Raw genomic sequence first — 14,582 nt, 5'->3', positions numbered from 1 at the left:
ACAACATCATGTTGCAATCCAACTTCTCACAAACCCCACGCCTGGCCCTGGCCGACACCGTTATCGACCTCAAGGCACGCAAGAACCTGTCCTGGCAAGACCTCACCGACGGCACCGGGCTCAGCCTGGCGTTCGTCACCGCCGCTCTGCTCGGCCAGCACCCGCTGCCCAAGGACGCTGCGGACGTGGTCTGCGACAAGCTCGGCCTGGACCAGGACGCCAGCCGCCTGCTGCAAAGCGTGCCACTGCGCGGCAGCTTCCCCGGCGGCGTGCCGACCGACCCGACGATGTACCGCTTCTACGAAATGCTTCAGGTCTATGGCACCACCCTCAAGGCGCTGGTCCATGAGCAATTCGGCGACGGCATCATCAGTGCAATCAACTTCAAGCTAGACATCAAGAAGGTCGAGGACCCGGACGGCGGCTCCCGCGCGGTGATCACCCTGGACGGCAAGTACCTGCCGACCAAACCCTTCTGAGTCGCCCGTGACCGTCTACGCTCTTGTCACATCAACAAGAACGAGGGACGGGTAATGAAGGTAGTGTTCCAACTCACCTGGCTGCTGCTGTTGTGTTTCAGCCAGGTGCACGCTGAAACGACTCAGGATGAAGACGCCAAGGCGGCCAAGGCGCTGCTGGAAAAAGCCTTGGTCTACTACCAGAGCAACGGCGACAAGGCGTTTGCCGCCTTCAGTCGACAGGGCGAATTCGTCGACCACGATCGCTATGTGTTTGTGGTCGACACGAAGGGCGTGCTGCTGGCCAGCGGTGGTCCATCCTCCGCCTTGATCGGCCGTGACGTGTCCGAAGTCCTCGGGCCGGATTTGCGCCAGTCCTTCAAGGATGCGCTCAAGGTGCCGGAAGGCCAGGGCATCCAGCAGGCCGACTATCGCTGGCAAAACTGGAACGATGGCAAGGTCGAACACAAGCACGTTTTTTATCAGCGCGTGGGCGAACGCATCCTCGCGGTGGGCTATTACTTGCCACGGGCCACACCGGAACAGGCCCGTTCCCTGCGCAACAAGGCGGCAACCGCCTTGCTCAAGGATGAAACCGGCACACTCAAGGCCATCAATTCATTGCAGGGCGGTTTCCTACAGGATGATCTTTACGTGTTTGTGGTGGACCTCAATACCCGGCGCTACGTGGCCCACGGTACTACGCTGCGGCTGATCAACACCGACTTCAGCAAGATCAAGGACCCGGACGGTAAGCCGGTGGGCGAGCCGATCCTCAAGCTGATGGCCGAGCAGGACCAGGGTGAGTACAAATACCGCTGGAAAAACCCGGTGACCGACAAGATCGAGAACAAGCATGCGTATGTGCGCAAGGCCGGGCATTTCATGGTGGCGGTGGGTTATTACAGCCCTTGAAACTACTTGGCCTTGTCTTCACGGCCACGCAGCACCCGATTGGGCATCGCAATCGCCGCCGCCAGCCCCAGCAGTGACACCGCCGCACTGACCATCAACAAATGCCGGAACGTCACCGCCAACTCCCCGCGCAGGGCATCCTGCGCCGGGCCGGGAGCGGCGTTGAGGCCGTCGAGCAGCACGTTACCGGAACCGCCTTCGGCCACCAACGCGCCGCTGGCCAGGTGGGCGAAGCTGGAATCCTGCAACAGCGCCAGCAACAGTGCCGACATGCACGCCACCCCCACCGCCCCGCCCAGGGAGCGGAACAGGTTGGTGGTGCTGGTGGCGACGCCGATATCGCGCTGCTCCACCGAGTTTTGCGTGCCCACCAGGGACGTCGGGAATTGCATGCCGGCCGCAATGCCGCACAGCAGCATGAACAAGGCCGTCAGCCCCACCGCCTGCGGCGCGCTCAGGGCCATGCCGAGAATGGCGAAGGGGCTCAATAGCGCGCCGCTGAGGATCATCGGCTTATAGCGCCCGGTCACCGAGGTCATGCGCCCGGCAAAATAAGCCCCCATCGGCAAGCCCATGGCCAATGGCAGCAAGTGCAGCGCCGCGCTGTCCGCGCCGGAACCGGTCACCGTCTGATAACGCAGCGGCATCAGCACCGTCAGGGAAATCGCCTGGAAGCTGGTGAAAAAGATCGTGCACCAGCACAACACCGCACTGCGGTTGGCAAACAAATGCATCGGCAACAACGGTTCCCGCGCCCGGCGTTCGTGCCAGACAAACACCGTCAACGCCACCAACGCACAGGCAAGCAGTCCCAGCACTTGATCATCGCGCCAATGATGGCCCTGGCCAATTTCGGTGATGCCCAGCAACAAGGCCGTCAGGCCGATGATCATCAGCACAGTGCCGAGGTAATCGATGATCGGCTTGCGCTGCGGTACCGGCAACCCCACCAGCGTGCGATGAGCCACATACCAGGCGCCGGCACCCAGGGGCAGGTTGATCAGGAACACCCAGCGCCACGACAGGTACTCGGTCATGTAGCCGCCCAGTACCGGCCCGGCCACGCTGGCCACCGCGTACATGCTGCTGAAATAGCCCTGGTAGCGGCCACGTTCACGGGGCGGGATGATGTCGCCGATGATCGCCTGGCTCACCGAAATCATGCCGCCTGCGCCGATACCCTGGAGGATCCGCGCCAGCACCAGTTGCTCCATGCTTTGCGCCATGCCGCAGAACAGCGAGGCCAGGGTGAACAGGCCCATGCCGATCAGCATCATCGGCCGCCGCCCGTACAGGTCACCGAGCTTGCCGTAGATCGGTACCGCGACGGTCATCGCCACCATGTAGCCGGAGATGACCCAGGCCAGCAGGTTGACGTCATGGAACTGGGCGGAGATCGCGGGCATGGACACGGCGACAATGGTCTGGTCCAACGCCCCCAGAAAGATCGCCATCATCAGTGAGGCGAGAATGCTGCGCACAGCGGGCAGTGGCGGAACAGGCTGATTGAGGTGCGTCACGGCAGGACCTTCGAGCAGGGCCCGCGGGAAAAGGCGGCCCACGGGAATGCTCGATACGATAGCAGGCTATTCGATAGCTTCGTATGGAAGTCCGACGTAATTTTCTGCGATGGTCTTGCGTCCCGCCTCGGAGTGGATGAAGTACTCAAGCTCACTCTCGGCGATGCGCTGGCTGAAACCGTCGGCCTCGGGAAACTGATGCAACATCGAGGTCATCCACCAGGAAAACCGCTCGGCCTTCCACACCCGCCGCAGACAGATGGCGGAATAGCGCTCCAGCAGATCCACCCGCCCTTCGCCGTAAACCTTGAGCAAGATCCGGTACAGGGTGCTCACATCACTGGCCGCCAGGTTCAAGCCCTTGGCGCCGGTGGGCGGCACGATATGCGCCGCATCGCCGAGCAGGAACAGGCGCCCGTACTGCATGGGTTCCACCACAAAACTGCGCAGCGGTGCGATGCTTTTTTCAATCGACGGGCCGGTCACCAACTGATCGGCTAGGTGGCTGGGCAGGCGGCTTTTCAGTTCGTCCCAGAAGCGTGCATCGGACCATTCGTTAATCGGTTCCTCGACCGGCACCTGCAGGTAGTAACGGCTGCGCGTCGGCGAACGCATGCTGCACAGCGCAAAGCCGCGCGCGTGCTTGGCGTAAACCAACTCGGCGTGTACCGGCGGTGTATCGGCGAGGATGCCTAGCCAACCAAAGGGGTAGACCCGCTCGAAGACCTTGAGCGACTCAGCAGGGATCGATTGGCGCGCAATACCATGATAACCGTCGCAACCGGCGATGTAATCGCACTCCAGGCGAAAGGATTCGCCCTGATGTTCAAAGGTCAGCCAGGGTCGATCACTTTTGAGATCGTGAGGCTGCACATTGCGCGCTTCATACAGGGTGGTGGCACCGGCGGCGGCACGGGCGGCCATCAGGTCGCGGGTGACTTCGGTCTGGCCGTAAATCATCACCGATTGACCGCCTGTCAGGCCCTTGAGGTCGATATGGGTGAGTTGACCGTTCAGCGCCAACTCGAAACCATCATGCACCAGGCCTTCGCTATCCATTCGCTGACTGACACCCGCCTGCCTCAGCAGGTCGACCATGCCTTGTTCCAGCACCCCGGCACGGATGCGGCCTTGCACGTAATCGGCGCTCTGGCGCTCTAGGATAAGGGTCTCGATCCCTGCCTGATGCAGCAGTTGGCCAAGCAGCAATCCAGAAGGACCGGCGCCGATAATGGCGACTTGGGTTTTCAGCGTTTTCATTATTTTTATGGTCCGCAATTTCCACTCGAACGGATCGGGTGAAAGAGTTGTCATTGATCTTGTTGCTGACATTTTTCACTTGAGTGAGCGGCATAAGAAGGTGAAAACTGAGCCAAAGCCTGCGCTTTTTGCCAATCGGGGCGATTACCGCACCACTCTTTCGAGTATCGGGTTGAAACCATGACCAAAACCGCAATTCCGGTCTTCAAGCTTTACGGGGAACACCAGCAATGGCCCACCCCCGATTTGTTGCACTGCGAAACCATTTCCCGGCGCAGTCGGGAATACCAGTGGGAAATCCAACCCCACCGGCACGCGGATCTGTGCCAATTGCTGTACGTGCACAAAGGTCAGGCACAGTTGGAGATCGAAGGCCAACGCACCACGCTGAACGAAGCGACGCTGCAAGTACTGCCCCCCTTGTGCGTGCATGGGTTCCGCTTTCCCGAGGACGTTGAAGGTTACGTGGTGACACTGTCGGCGCCGTTGGTCAGCCACCTGCAAACCCAACTGGGTACAACGGTGGACGGTTTGCAGACACTCGGCAGTTACCCGGCGGGCAAAGACAGTGATTACCTGAACAGCCAGTTCGCGCGCTTGCAGGATGAATACGCCGATGAACAACCGGCACGGGACATGATGCTGCACGCGTTGGTCAGCGTGTTGCTGGTGTGGATCAGCCGCCAGGCCATCCAGCGCCGTCACCCACGCGCGCCACGGGGGCGTGAGTACTTTCGGCGCTTTACCCAGTTGGTCGAGCAGCATTACCGCGAACACCCGAAGATCGAGGATCTTGCCCACAAGCTGGGCATCTCTGTCTCACACCTGAACGGGACGTGTCGGGAGTTGGGCGGCCAACCTGCGCTGCAGATCATGCATGACCGCCAATTGCTGGAAGCCAAGCGCCTGCTGACTTACACCAGCATGACCATCAATGAGATGTCGGAGGTGTTGGGTTTTTCCGACCCCACCAACTTCTCTCGACTGTTTCGCCGACGGGTCGGGTTCTCACCCAAGGCGTTTCGCGAGCAGTTGAAAGCCGAACAACCGGCTACCTGAGCGCGCTGAAGCTGCCGGTGTGGGGAACACATTGATCCTGATGGCAGCTGATCGCAAAGGTCGGCTGCATACGGGTTAGCTCCACACGGTAGGCGGCGGTCCCGTAGAGTGCGCTGGCAATGGCGCACAGGCTGAAAATCATCAGGTACTTTCTGGTTTTAATGCTCATGGCACAGACCTCTGCGGATCTACAGGGTGCTGTCTAAAGCATAGGTCAACCCGGCCAAGTTGCCATTATCGGACGACATTCAACAGGTTGATCCCGGCCTAGAGACCGACATCCCACGCCGGCTCTTCCGGGAACCGCAATACCAGGAAATCCAACAGACTGCGCAACGCCGACGGCATGTGCTTGCGCGAGGCGTACACCGCGTAGATGTTCATCTGCCGTGGCTCGGCGTCAGGCAGCAGGCGCACCAGTTCGCCGCGTCGGATGTAATCGCCGGCCTGGTAAGTGGGCAACATCGACACCCCTGCACCGGCCAACGTTACGCGTAACAACGTGCTGGCCTCGTTGGAGGTGATATTGCCGTTGATCGGCACCGAGACAGGCTCCCCACGCTCCTCGAAATGCCACAGGCTTTTGCCGAAATAGGAATGGGTGAGGCAATTGTGCCCGGCCAGATCCTCGACTTTCCGAGGGGACGGATGCTCCAAAAGATAAGCCGGCGAAGCACACACCACCGAGCGGCACACCGTCAGGCGTCGGGCAATGAGATTGGGGTCCAGGTCGCTGCTGGTGCGGATAGCCAGGTCGATGCGCTCATCCACCAGGTTCACCGTGCGATCGAGCATCTGCAGGTCGACCGTCACCAGCGGGTAGCGCTTGACGTACTCGGCAATGGCCTGGGCCAATTGCGCTTGGCCGAACGAGGTGCTGACGCTCAGGCGCAGCAAACCACGAGGCGCGTCATCGGGCTCGCTGACGGCGGCTTGCATGTCGCAACACAATTCCAGCAATTGCCGACAGCGTGGCAGGGTTTCACTGCCCGCCGCCGTCAGGCTGAGCTTGCGCGTGGTGCGGTGCAGCAAACGCGCACCCACCCAGTCTTCCAGCTCCGCCAGATAACGCGACACCACCGGGCGCGACAGGTCCAGATGATCGGCGGCAGCGGACTGGCTGCCCAGGTCCACCACCGTGACAAACACGCGCATTGCTTGAAGACGATCCATGATCTGTCCACTTTCAGAAACAAACTATGTCCCAGCATCGCATTTTTAGTCTGGTTTTGTGCAACTAAGCTCTGTGCATCCTTTACCGATGCTGGAGCCGCCCGATGTTCTCAACCTTCAAGCGCTTGACCTTGGCCACCGCCACCCTGGCCTTCGCCGCCCATGCGGCTGCGGCCGACCTGAAGCTGGATGTGTACAACCCAGGCGAAGCCGCGATCTTCCCGGTCAGCTCGGTGCTGGTCAGCGGCGCCAAGGACGCGATCCTGGTCGACGCCCAATTCGGCAAAGGCCAGGCCGAACAATTGGTGCAGAAGATCCGTGCCAGCGGCAAACACCTGACCACCATCTACATCAGCCATGGCGACCCGGACTATTACTTCGGCCTCGACACCCTCACCACCGCCTTTCCCGACGCCAAGGTGCTGGCGCCACAACCGGTGGTCGACCACATCAAGGCCACCGTCGCCGGCAAGCTTGAGTTCTGGGGCCCGAAAATGGGTGCCGACAAGCCGGCCAAAACTATCGTGCCGCAGGTCCTCGAAGGCCACAGCTTGAGCCTGGAAGGCCAGCAACTGGAGGTGATCGGCCTGGACGGCCCACAGCCGGATCGCAGCTTTGTGTGGATCCCGTCGATCAAGGCCGTGGTCGGTGGCGTAGTCGTCTCCGAAAACATCCACCTGTGGATGGCCGATACCCAGAGCGCGCAGTCCCACAAGGATTGGCTCGCCACCCTGCAACGCATTGAACAACTGAAGCCGCGCACCGTGGTGCCTGGCCACTACCTGGGCACGCCATCCCTGAAATCCGTGGCCTTTACCGCCGACTACATCAAGGCCTTCGACGCCGAGACCGCCAAGGCCAAGGATTCCACCGCCCTGATCGCGGCCATGAAAAAGCGTTACCCCACCCTCGCCGACGAAAGCTCGCTGGAACTGAGCGCCAAAGTCGCCAAGGGCGAAATGAAGTGGTGAACCGTTTCAAACCCTAACGTACTGGAGAACGTCATGAGCAAGATTGCAATCATTGGTGCCACTGGCCGTGCCGGTAGCCAACTGCTGGAAGAAGCGCTGCGTCGTGGGCATACCGTCACCGCCATCGCACGCAATACCGACAAGCTGGCCGTGCGCCCTGGCGTCACCGTCAAACAAGTCGACGCCCTGGATGCCAACGCCCTGCAACAGGCAGTGAGTGGCAGCGACGTGGTGATCAGCGCGGCGCACTTCGCCACCCTGCCCGCCAGCGCCGTGATCGGGCCGGTGAAGAAAGCCGGGGCGAAACGCCTGCTGGTGGTGGGCGGTGCCGGTTCGCTATTGCTGCCAAGTGGCGGTCGGGTGATCGACAGCGTGGGTTTCCCTGAGGAATACAAAGCTGAAGCCACGGCGGGTGCGGCGTTTCTCGACGCACTGCGCCAGGAGAAGGAACTGGACTGGACGTTCCTGTCGCCGTCGGCGGAGTTCGTCGAGACTGAGCGCACCGGTAAATTTCGGGTGGGCCAGGATGACTTGCTGGTGAGCAGTGAAGGCCGCAGTTGGATCAGTTTTGCTGACTATGCGATTGCTTTGATCGACGAAGTTGAATCGCCGAAGCACTCGCGCCAGCGCTTCACCGTAGGCTACTGAGGCAACGCGGTTAAAAACTGTGCGAGCTGGCTTGCCTGCGATAGCGCTGGATCAGTCAGCACATCATTGACTGACATAGCGCCTTCGCAGGCAAGCCAGCTCCCACATTTGGTCTGCGGTGTTACGACTGTTGCGCTTGGCTCACTAACCAATCCATCAAGGCTTCCAGACCCGCCGAAGGCTCGGCCCCCGGTGGATACACCAAGTAATACCCCATCCCCGTCGGCACCCTTAACTCAAACGGCATCACCAACCGCCCCGCCTTCAAATCCTCGCCAATCAACGCACTGTCGCCAATCGCCACGCCGGAACCCTGGGACGCCACCGTCATCGCCAGATCCAGCGTTTCAAAATGATGCCCCTGGCTCAAATTGCCCAGTCGCGTCTGCGCCGCCTTGAGCCACAATGCCCAATCCCGCTCATCCCGCGTGGGGTGCAGCAAGACCTGTTGTTGCAAATCTTGCGGTGTGTGCAAGCCCGCAAGTAGTGCCGGTGCGCAGACCGGTGTGAGCTGTTCGTCGAACAGATGCCGCGCCGCGCTCGTTTGCTCGGCGATGGGTGCATAGATCACCGCCGCGTCGAATTGCTCGCGGCGAAAGTCCACGGTGTAGGCCACGGTGGTGGTGAGTTCAACCGGCACGTCCGGGCGTTCCTTCTGCCACTGCATCAGGCGCGGCAGCAGCCAGCGCATCACACAGGTGGAGGCCTTGAGTTGCAGGGTCTGGCGGCGACTGCCGATCTGCTCCACCGCTTCGCCAAGCAGGCCAAACACCTGCTGTGCGCGCAGTGACCATTCGCGGCCTGCGTCGGTCAGGCTCAGACCCCGCGCCTGGCGTTGGAACAGCGCATAGCCCAAATGACTTTCCAGCCCGGCAATCTGCCGGCTCACCGCGCCTTGGGTGATGTGCAACTGCTCGGCAGCGCGGGTGAAGTTGCAGCACTGGGCCGTGACCCAGAACGTGTGCAGCGCGGGCAGTGGCGGGAGGCGTTTCATAGGGGGGCAAGCCATGACGTGAGGACATGGCTAGTATGACTTTTTATCGATTGTTGCCGCTACGGGCCAGCCGGTCCAATAACGCCTTACCTCAACAATAAGAGCGATCTGTATGGCGACCTGCGGCGAAGTATTGGTCAACCTCCTGGAAGGCTACGGCGTGGACCAGGTGTTTGGCATTCCCGGCGTACACACCGTGGAGCTGTACCGCGGCCTGGCCCGTTCCAGCATCCGTCACGTCACCCCGCGCCACGAACAGGGCGCCGGCTTCATGGCCGACGGTTATGCGCGCACCAGCGGCAAACCCGGCGTGTGCTTCATCATCACCGGCCCCGGCATGACCAATATCACCACCGCCATGGGCCAGGCTTATGCCGACTCGATCCCGATGCTGGTGATTTCCAGCGTGCAGTCGCGCAGCCAATTGGGCGGCGGACGCGGCAAGCTGCATGAGCTGCCGAACCAGGGCGCGATGATGGCCGGCGTGGCGGCGTTCTCCCACACCCTGATGTCGGCGGCGGAGCTGCCCGGCGTGTTGGCACGGGCGTTTGCGTTGTTCCAGGCCGGGCGGCCGCGACCGGTGCACATCGAAATCCCCTTGGATGTGCTGGTGAAAAATGCCGACGCACTGCGGGGCAGTGAACCGGTCAGCGTGGCCCGTGCCGGTGCCGCGCCTTCGGCGGTCAAGCAGATGAGCCAACTGCTCGCGGCGGCCAGGAAACCCTTGATCCTGGCCGGTGGCGGCGCCATCGACGCGGCCCCGGAACTGACCCGACTGGCCGAAGTGCTCGGCGCGCCGGTGGCCCTGACCATCAACGCCAAAGGCATGCTGCCCGGCCGCCACCCGCTGCTGATCGGCTCGACCCAGACCCTGGTCGCCACCCGTGCGCTGGTGGCCGAAGCGGACGTGGTGCTAGCCATCGGCACCGAACTGGCGGAAACCGACTACGACGTGACCTTCGCCGGTGGTTTCGAGATTCCCGGCGCGCTGCTGCGCATCGATATCGACCCCGACCAGACCGTGCGTAACTATCCACCGCAAGTGGCGCTGGTGGCCGATGCCCAAATCGCCGCAGAGGCCTTGCTGGCCGAGCTGAGCAGCAAACCCTTGCCACCGCGTGACAGCGCGTGGGGCGCTGAGCGCGTAGCACACCTGTGGGCGGAACTGACCCCGAGCTGGGACGCAGCCACCCGCGCGCAAACCCTGTTCCTCAATACCGTCCTCGAAGAATTGCCCAACGCCGTACTGGTGGGCGACTCCACCCAACCGGTGTACAGCGGCAACCTGACCCTGAACCTCGACCACCCGCGCCGCTGGTTCAACTCGTCCACCGGCTACGGCACCTTGGGCTACGCCCTGCCCGCCGCCATCGGCGCCTGGCTGGGGCGTGGCGATGGGCAGCCGGTGGTGTGCCTGATCGGCGACGGGGGCCTGCAATTCTCCCTGCCGGAACTGGCCAGCGCCGTGGAAGCGCGCACGCCGGTGATCGTGCTGCTATGGAATAACCACGGCTATGAAGAGATCAAGAAATACATGGTCAACCGCGCCATCGAGCCGGTCGGCGTGGACATCTACACGCCGGACTTTATCGGGGTGGCCAAGGCACTCGGTTGCGCCGCCGACAGCATTCAAGGGATTGAGTCGTTACGTGCGGCACTACGCGCTGCGGCTGATCGCCAAGGGCCGACACTGATTGAAGTCGACCAAGGGCTGTGGATGAAGGAGGTAGCGGTATGAGCGTGGTCTTGAACGGTGTGTATATCAATGGGGCATGGCATGCCGGACAGGCCTCGCTTGAGGTGATCAACCCCGCGACGGAGGCCGTCCTGGCCCAAGTCAGCGTCGGTGATGCAAGCACCGTCACCCAGGCCGTCGATGCCGCCAGCGCCGCTTTCATCGACTGGTCGAAAAGCACCGGCCGCGACCGCGCCGTGCTGTTGCGCAAGATCGCCCAAGGCGTCAGCGAGCAGCGCGAACAGCTGATGCACCTGCAATCGAGCAACAACGGCAAACCGCTGTTTGAAGCCGCGATTGATGTGGACGATGTGATCGCCACCTTCGACTATTACGCCAGCGTGGCCGAAGCGATGGATGCCAGCCAGGATAGCCCGGTGGCATTGCCCAGCGCGGACTTCAGCGCACGCCTGCGCCGTGAGCCATGCGGTGTGGTCGGGCTGATCGTGCCGTGGAATTTCCCGATGGTCACCACCGCGTGGAAACTCGCCCCGGCGCTGGCGGCCGGTTGCTGCGTGGTGCTCAAGCCATCGGAAGTGACGCCGTTGGCGGAGTTGCAACTGGCGCGGATTATCGCCGAGGCCGGCTTGCCGGCTGGGGTATTCAACCTGGTGTGCGGCACGGGCCTGGAAGTGGGCGCGCCGCTGGCGGCGGATCGCCGCGTGGCGAAGATTTCCTTCACCGGCAGCAACGCCGTCGGCGTGCAGGTGATGCAGCGCGCGGCCGAAACCATCAAGGGCGTGAGCCTGGAACTGGGCGGCAAATCTTCCCTGCTGGTGCTGGCCGATGCCGACCTGGACCTGGCAGTGGAGCTGGCCTGTGGCGGTGGATTTTTCAACGCTGGGCAGATGTGTTCCGCCACCAGTCGCGTGCTGGTAGCTGACAGCCTGGCGGATGAATTCCTGCAACGTGTGCAGGCACGGGCTGAAGGTATTCGCGTGGCTGACCCATTTGCCGATGACGTGGAAATGGGTGCGTTGATCAACCGCGTGCAATATCAGCGCGTACTCGGACACATCCAGCGCGGTGTTGAAGATGGCGCACGCTTGCTGTGCGGCGGCGATCGCCCGGCAGATTTGCCGCAGGGCTTTTTCATCCGCCCGACCGTGTTCACCGACGTACCGCTGGACAGCGCGTTGTGGAACGAAGAAATCTTCGGCCCGGTGCTCTGTGTACGACGCTTCACCTCCGAAGCCGAGGCCATCGCCCTGGCCAATGACAGCGATTTCGGCCTGGTGGCGAGTGTGGTCAGCGCCAGCCATGAAACCGCCGAGCGGGTGGCGAACGCCTTGCAAGCCGGGCTGGTGTGGGTCAACGCGCCGCAGGTGATCTTCCCGCAGGCCGCGTGGGGCGGTTACAAGCAGAGCAGCATTGGCCGTGAATTGGGGCCGTGGGGGTTGGCGGCGTTTCAGGAGATCAAGCATGTGATCAGCTCTAACTGACGGCGCAGGTCAGATGTGGGAGGAGGCAAGTCCCCTCCCACATTTTGATCAGCGCAATTTTTAGATAGCCCCTGCGACTTTCTCATTTGCGCCCCTCCTCCCACCCATGGCCTGATTCGCGCCTGTTTACTCAAGGCCGTCCCATGGAAACCGTCCAAACAAAACCCACCACCGCCGTCTGGCTGATGATCAGTGTCGTGCTGGTCGCCCTCAACCTGCGCCCCTCAATGGCCGCTGTCGGCCCCCTGTTGTCCTCGATTCGTGGCGACGTGCCGTTGAGTTTCAGCAGCGCGGCCCTGCTGACCATGTTGCCGGTGATGGCCATGGGCTTGGCGATGTTCTTTGGAATGGGCGTGGCCAAACGTTTTGGCGAGCACCGCAGCATCGTGGTGTCACTGGTGGTGATTGGCGTGGCGACGCTGTCGCGGCTGTTCCTCGACTCGGCGCTGGAGTTGATTGTCAGCGCCATCGCCGCCGGCGTGGGGATTGCGATGATCCAGGCGCTGATGCCGGCGCTGATCAAGTCGCGGTTCAGTGACAATGTCTCGCTGTTCATGGGCCTGTACGTCACCGCGATCATGGGCGGCGCGGCGCTGGCCGCGTCGTTTGCACCGTTCGTGCAGGTACAGACCGGCAGTTGGCGCATCGGCCTGGCGATCTGGGCGGTGCTGGCGCTGTTGGCCTTGGTGTTCTGGTACGCGCAGCGCTCGGTGTTGCCGCCACTGCCCCAAGCCGGTGCGGGCCCTCAAGAATCATTTTTCGGCAACGGTCGCGCCTGGTTACTCGCGGTATTCTTCGGCCTCGGCACCGCGTCCTACACCTGCGTACTCGCCTGGCTGGCGCCGTACTACGTGGAGCAGGGTTGGAGTGAACAGAACGCCGGTTTGCTGCTGGGTTTCCTGACGGCCATGGAAGTCGTGTCCGGCCTGATCACCCCCGCCATCGCCAACCGTCGCCAGGATAAACGCGGCGTCGTTGCGGTGTTGCTGGTGCTGATCATCCTCGGTTTCTGCGGCCTGATCCTGAGCCCGCAACACCTGAGCCTGCTGTGGCCTTGCCTGCTCGGCCTGGGCATCGGCGGCCTGTTCCCGATGAGCCTGATCCTGTCCCTCGACCACCTGGACAACCCGCGCCGCGCCGGTGGCCTCACCGCGTTTGTGCAAGGCATCGGCTACCTGATTGCCGGGTTGTCGCCGCTGATCGCCGGGATGATCCGTGACAGACTGGGCAGCTTCGAATGGGCCTGGTGGTCGCTGACGGCGGTGATCGTGCTGATGCTGTTGATCGTGACGCGCTTCAACCCAAAGCATTACGCACGACATATACGCTGAGGTCGTGTTGCAAACAGTATTTGTCTCACACCAAACATAGAAACGCCCTACATAGCATTCTATTGGCACGCTCGTTCCGTTAAGCTTTTGTGCTGTCTTGTACTGAATTCGGTACAAAGGGTTTACGGACGAAACCGATGCTAAACAGTAACTTGCTCAGAAAGCTCGATATGCAGGACTTGATGGTGTTTATCGCCGTCTATGACCAGAGCAGCGTTACCGAGGTGTCTGAAACGCTGTTTGTCAGCCAGTCCACCGTGAGCTACAGCCTGAAGAAGTTGCGCACCAGCTTCGAAGACGAGCTGTTTATCAACACGCGGGCCGGCATGCGGCCGACGTACAAGGCCACCACCATGTACAGCCATGTGCAGAAAATCCTCGAAAGCATCAACCTTTGCCACGCCGGTGGCCAGGCGTTCGATCCGACGCAGAAGGCCGTGACCTTCAACGTGTGTGCGCCGGAATATTTCGAACAGTTGATCCTGCCGCGCCTGTTGAAAAACTTCGACCGCGCCGACCTGCCGGTGATCGTCAATGTGCAGAAGCTGGAAACCGACATCCCCGCCGACGACCTGCGCGAAGGTCGTCTCGACCTGGTGATTTGCTTCGGCCCCAACTTCCACCGCGCCCACAGAGACTTCCGCACCCAGATGCTGCTGGAGGACGACCTTGTGTGCGTGTTCGACAAACGCTCGGCCCCCCGGGAACCGGCCTTCAGCCTGCACTCCTTCGTCGAACGCCGCCATGTGTTCCCTACGCCGTGGACCTCCGACACCAACATGATCGACGGCTGGCTCGCACGCCAGGCCCACAAGCGCCAGGTCATCGCCCGTGCCAACAGCTACAGCGCAGCCTTGAAGATGATCACCGGCACCGATTTCATCGTCACCCTGCCGCGCCGCGTGCAAAAGTTGCTGGCACCGGCCACGGCATTCGGCCATTGCGAAGCGCCGAACGGCTTGCCGGGGTTCACGCTGGAGATGCAATGGAACGAAACCAGTGAACAGGACAGTGCCAATACCTGGTTTCGTGAACAGGTGGTGAAGGTGTGTGCCGATCAGGGGTTGTTGTAGGGC

Annotated in this window: 14 protein-coding genes; 9 read left to right on the top strand and 5 right to left on the bottom strand. The window is 61.8% G+C overall.

The genetic code is table 11. The annotated features are described in order from the left end of the window. Positions 1-8: 8 nt before the first annotated feature. Together cynS and EJ576_RS08335 are read left to right on the top strand one after the other, a co-directional pair. Positions 9-479 (top strand): cyanase, encoded by a 471-nt coding sequence (gene cynS / locus EJ576_RS08340; protein WP_028619382.1) that lies wholly within the window; start codon positions 9-11, stop codon positions 477-479. 54 nt (positions 480-533) lie between these two features. Then, entirely contained in the window at positions 534-1,373 is an 840-nt protein-coding gene (locus EJ576_RS08335; protein WP_126570020.1) for a cache domain-containing protein, read from the top strand. Positions 1,374-1,375: 2 nt separating this feature from the next. Here the strand turns inward: EJ576_RS08335 and EJ576_RS08330 are convergent, their stop codons facing one another. Together EJ576_RS08330 and pobA are read right to left on the bottom strand one after the other, a co-directional pair. Further along, complete coding sequence (locus tag EJ576_RS08330) at positions 1,376-2,893, bottom strand: MDR family MFS transporter (protein WP_126570109.1); 1,518 nt, start codon at positions 2,891-2,893, stop codon at positions 1,376-1,378. A 66-nt stretch (positions 2,894-2,959) separates the two neighbouring features. Further along, positions 2,960-4,144: a 4-hydroxybenzoate 3-monooxygenase gene (gene pobA / locus EJ576_RS08325; protein ID WP_178083530.1), complete on the bottom strand. Its 1,185-nt coding sequence runs from the start codon at positions 4,142-4,144 to the stop codon at positions 2,960-2,962. 189 nt (positions 4,145-4,333) lie between these two features. Between pobA and EJ576_RS08320 the strand changes: the two genes are divergently transcribed. Continuing rightward, entirely contained in the window at positions 4,334-5,212 is an 879-nt protein-coding gene (locus EJ576_RS08320; protein ID WP_123476357.1) for a helix-turn-helix domain-containing protein, read from the top strand. Here EJ576_RS08320 and EJ576_RS29745 read toward each other — a convergent pair. Together EJ576_RS29745 and EJ576_RS08315 are read right to left on the bottom strand one after the other, a co-directional pair. Then, complete coding sequence (locus tag EJ576_RS29745) at positions 5,205-5,381, bottom strand: hypothetical protein (protein ID WP_164393652.1); 177 nt, start codon at positions 5,379-5,381, stop codon at positions 5,205-5,207. The two genes, EJ576_RS08320 and EJ576_RS29745, sit on opposite strands and share 8 nt — an antisense overlap. 98 nt (positions 5,382-5,479) lie before the next feature. Further along, the gene (locus tag EJ576_RS08315; RefSeq protein ID WP_122724927.1) at positions 5,480-6,385 is read right to left on the bottom strand and encodes a LysR family transcriptional regulator; all 906 of its coding nucleotides are present in this window, start codon (positions 6,383-6,385) and stop codon (positions 5,480-5,482) included. A 104-nt stretch (positions 6,386-6,489) separates the two neighbouring features. Between EJ576_RS08315 and EJ576_RS08310 the strand changes: the two genes are divergently transcribed. Together EJ576_RS08310 and EJ576_RS08305 are read left to right on the top strand one after the other, a co-directional pair. Beyond that, positions 6,490-7,356, top strand: coding sequence for an MBL fold metallo-hydrolase (locus EJ576_RS08310; protein ID WP_126570018.1), 867 nt, complete (start codon positions 6,490-6,492; stop codon positions 7,354-7,356). A gap of 33 nt (positions 7,357-7,389) precedes the next feature. Next, a complete protein-coding gene (locus EJ576_RS08305; protein ID WP_126570017.1) occupies positions 7,390-8,004 on the top strand; it encodes an NAD(P)-dependent oxidoreductase in 615 nt (204 codons plus the stop codon). Between the two features lie 121 nt (positions 8,005-8,125). On the opposite strand, the gene EJ576_RS08300 is transcribed toward EJ576_RS08305, so the two are convergent. Then, positions 8,126-8,998, bottom strand: a complete 873-nt coding sequence (locus EJ576_RS08300) for a LysR substrate-binding domain-containing protein (protein WP_126570016.1) — start codon at positions 8,996-8,998, stop codon at positions 8,126-8,128. A gap of 112 nt (positions 8,999-9,110) precedes the next feature. On the opposite strand from EJ576_RS08300, the gene EJ576_RS08295 reads away from it, so the two are divergent. From EJ576_RS08295 to EJ576_RS08280, 4 genes are all read left to right on the top strand, one after another. Further along, entirely contained in the window at positions 9,111-10,736 is a 1,626-nt protein-coding gene (locus tag EJ576_RS08295; protein WP_126570015.1) for a 5-guanidino-2-oxopentanoate decarboxylase, read from the top strand. After that, positions 10,733-12,175: an aldehyde dehydrogenase family protein gene (locus EJ576_RS08290; protein WP_122724917.1), complete on the top strand. Its 1,443-nt coding sequence runs from the start codon at positions 10,733-10,735 to the stop codon at positions 12,173-12,175. Before EJ576_RS08295 ends, EJ576_RS08290 begins: the two co-directional genes overlap by 4 nt. A gap of 143 nt (positions 12,176-12,318) precedes the next feature. Then, positions 12,319-13,506 (top strand): cyanate transporter, encoded by a 1,188-nt coding sequence (locus EJ576_RS08285; RefSeq protein WP_068934918.1) that lies wholly within the window; start codon positions 12,319-12,321, stop codon positions 13,504-13,506. 137 nt (positions 13,507-13,643) lie between these two features. Further along, positions 13,644-14,579 carry a LysR family transcriptional regulator gene (locus tag EJ576_RS08280; protein WP_122724915.1) on the top strand — a complete coding sequence of 312 codons (936 nt, stop codon included), beginning with the start codon at positions 13,644-13,646 and terminating at the stop codon, positions 14,577-14,579. Positions 14,580-14,582 lie beyond the last annotated feature (3 nt).

It is taken from the genome of Pseudomonas sp. C 49-2, from assembly GCF_003970195.1.
Lineage (GTDB): Bacteria > Pseudomonadota > Gammaproteobacteria > Pseudomonadales > Pseudomonadaceae > Aquipseudomonas > Aquipseudomonas canadensis.
This window is presented reverse-complemented; position numbering and strand designations above follow the sequence as displayed.

What these genes read in the sequence shown, in the direction of transcription:
- cynS (WP_028619382.1), top strand. Translation starts at nt 9, where the DNA reads ATGTTGCAATCCAACTTCTCACAAACCCCACGCCTGGCCCTGGCCGAC.
- EJ576_RS08335 (WP_126570020.1), top strand. Translation starts at nt 534, where the DNA reads ATGAAGGTAGTGTTCCAACTCACCTGGCTGCTGCTGTTGTGTTTCAGC.
- EJ576_RS08320 (WP_123476357.1), top strand. Translation starts at nt 4,334, where the DNA reads ATGACCAAAACCGCAATTCCGGTCTTCAAGCTTTACGGGGAACACCAG.
- EJ576_RS29745 (WP_164393652.1), bottom strand. Translation starts at nt 5,381, where the DNA reads ATGAGCATTAAAACCAGAAAGTACCTGATGATTTTCAGCCTGTGCGCC.
- EJ576_RS08315 (WP_122724927.1), bottom strand. Translation starts at nt 6,385, where the DNA reads ATGGATCGTCTTCAAGCAATGCGCGTGTTTGTCACGGTGGTGGACCTG.
- EJ576_RS08310 (WP_126570018.1), top strand. Translation starts at nt 6,490, where the DNA reads ATGTTCTCAACCTTCAAGCGCTTGACCTTGGCCACCGCCACCCTGGCC.
- EJ576_RS08305 (WP_126570017.1), top strand. Translation starts at nt 7,390, where the DNA reads ATGAGCAAGATTGCAATCATTGGTGCCACTGGCCGTGCCGGTAGCCAA.
- EJ576_RS08300 (WP_126570016.1), bottom strand. Translation starts at nt 8,998, where the DNA reads ATGAAACGCCTCCCGCCACTGCCCGCGCTGCACACGTTCTGGGTCACG.
- EJ576_RS08295 (WP_126570015.1), top strand. Translation starts at nt 9,111, where the DNA reads ATGGCGACCTGCGGCGAAGTATTGGTCAACCTCCTGGAAGGCTACGGC.
- EJ576_RS08290 (WP_122724917.1), top strand. Translation starts at nt 10,733, where the DNA reads ATGAGCGTGGTCTTGAACGGTGTGTATATCAATGGGGCATGGCATGCC.
- EJ576_RS08285 (WP_068934918.1), top strand. Translation starts at nt 12,319, where the DNA reads ATGGAAACCGTCCAAACAAAACCCACCACCGCCGTCTGGCTGATGATC.
- EJ576_RS08280 (WP_122724915.1), top strand. Translation starts at nt 13,644, where the DNA reads ATGCTAAACAGTAACTTGCTCAGAAAGCTCGATATGCAGGACTTGATG.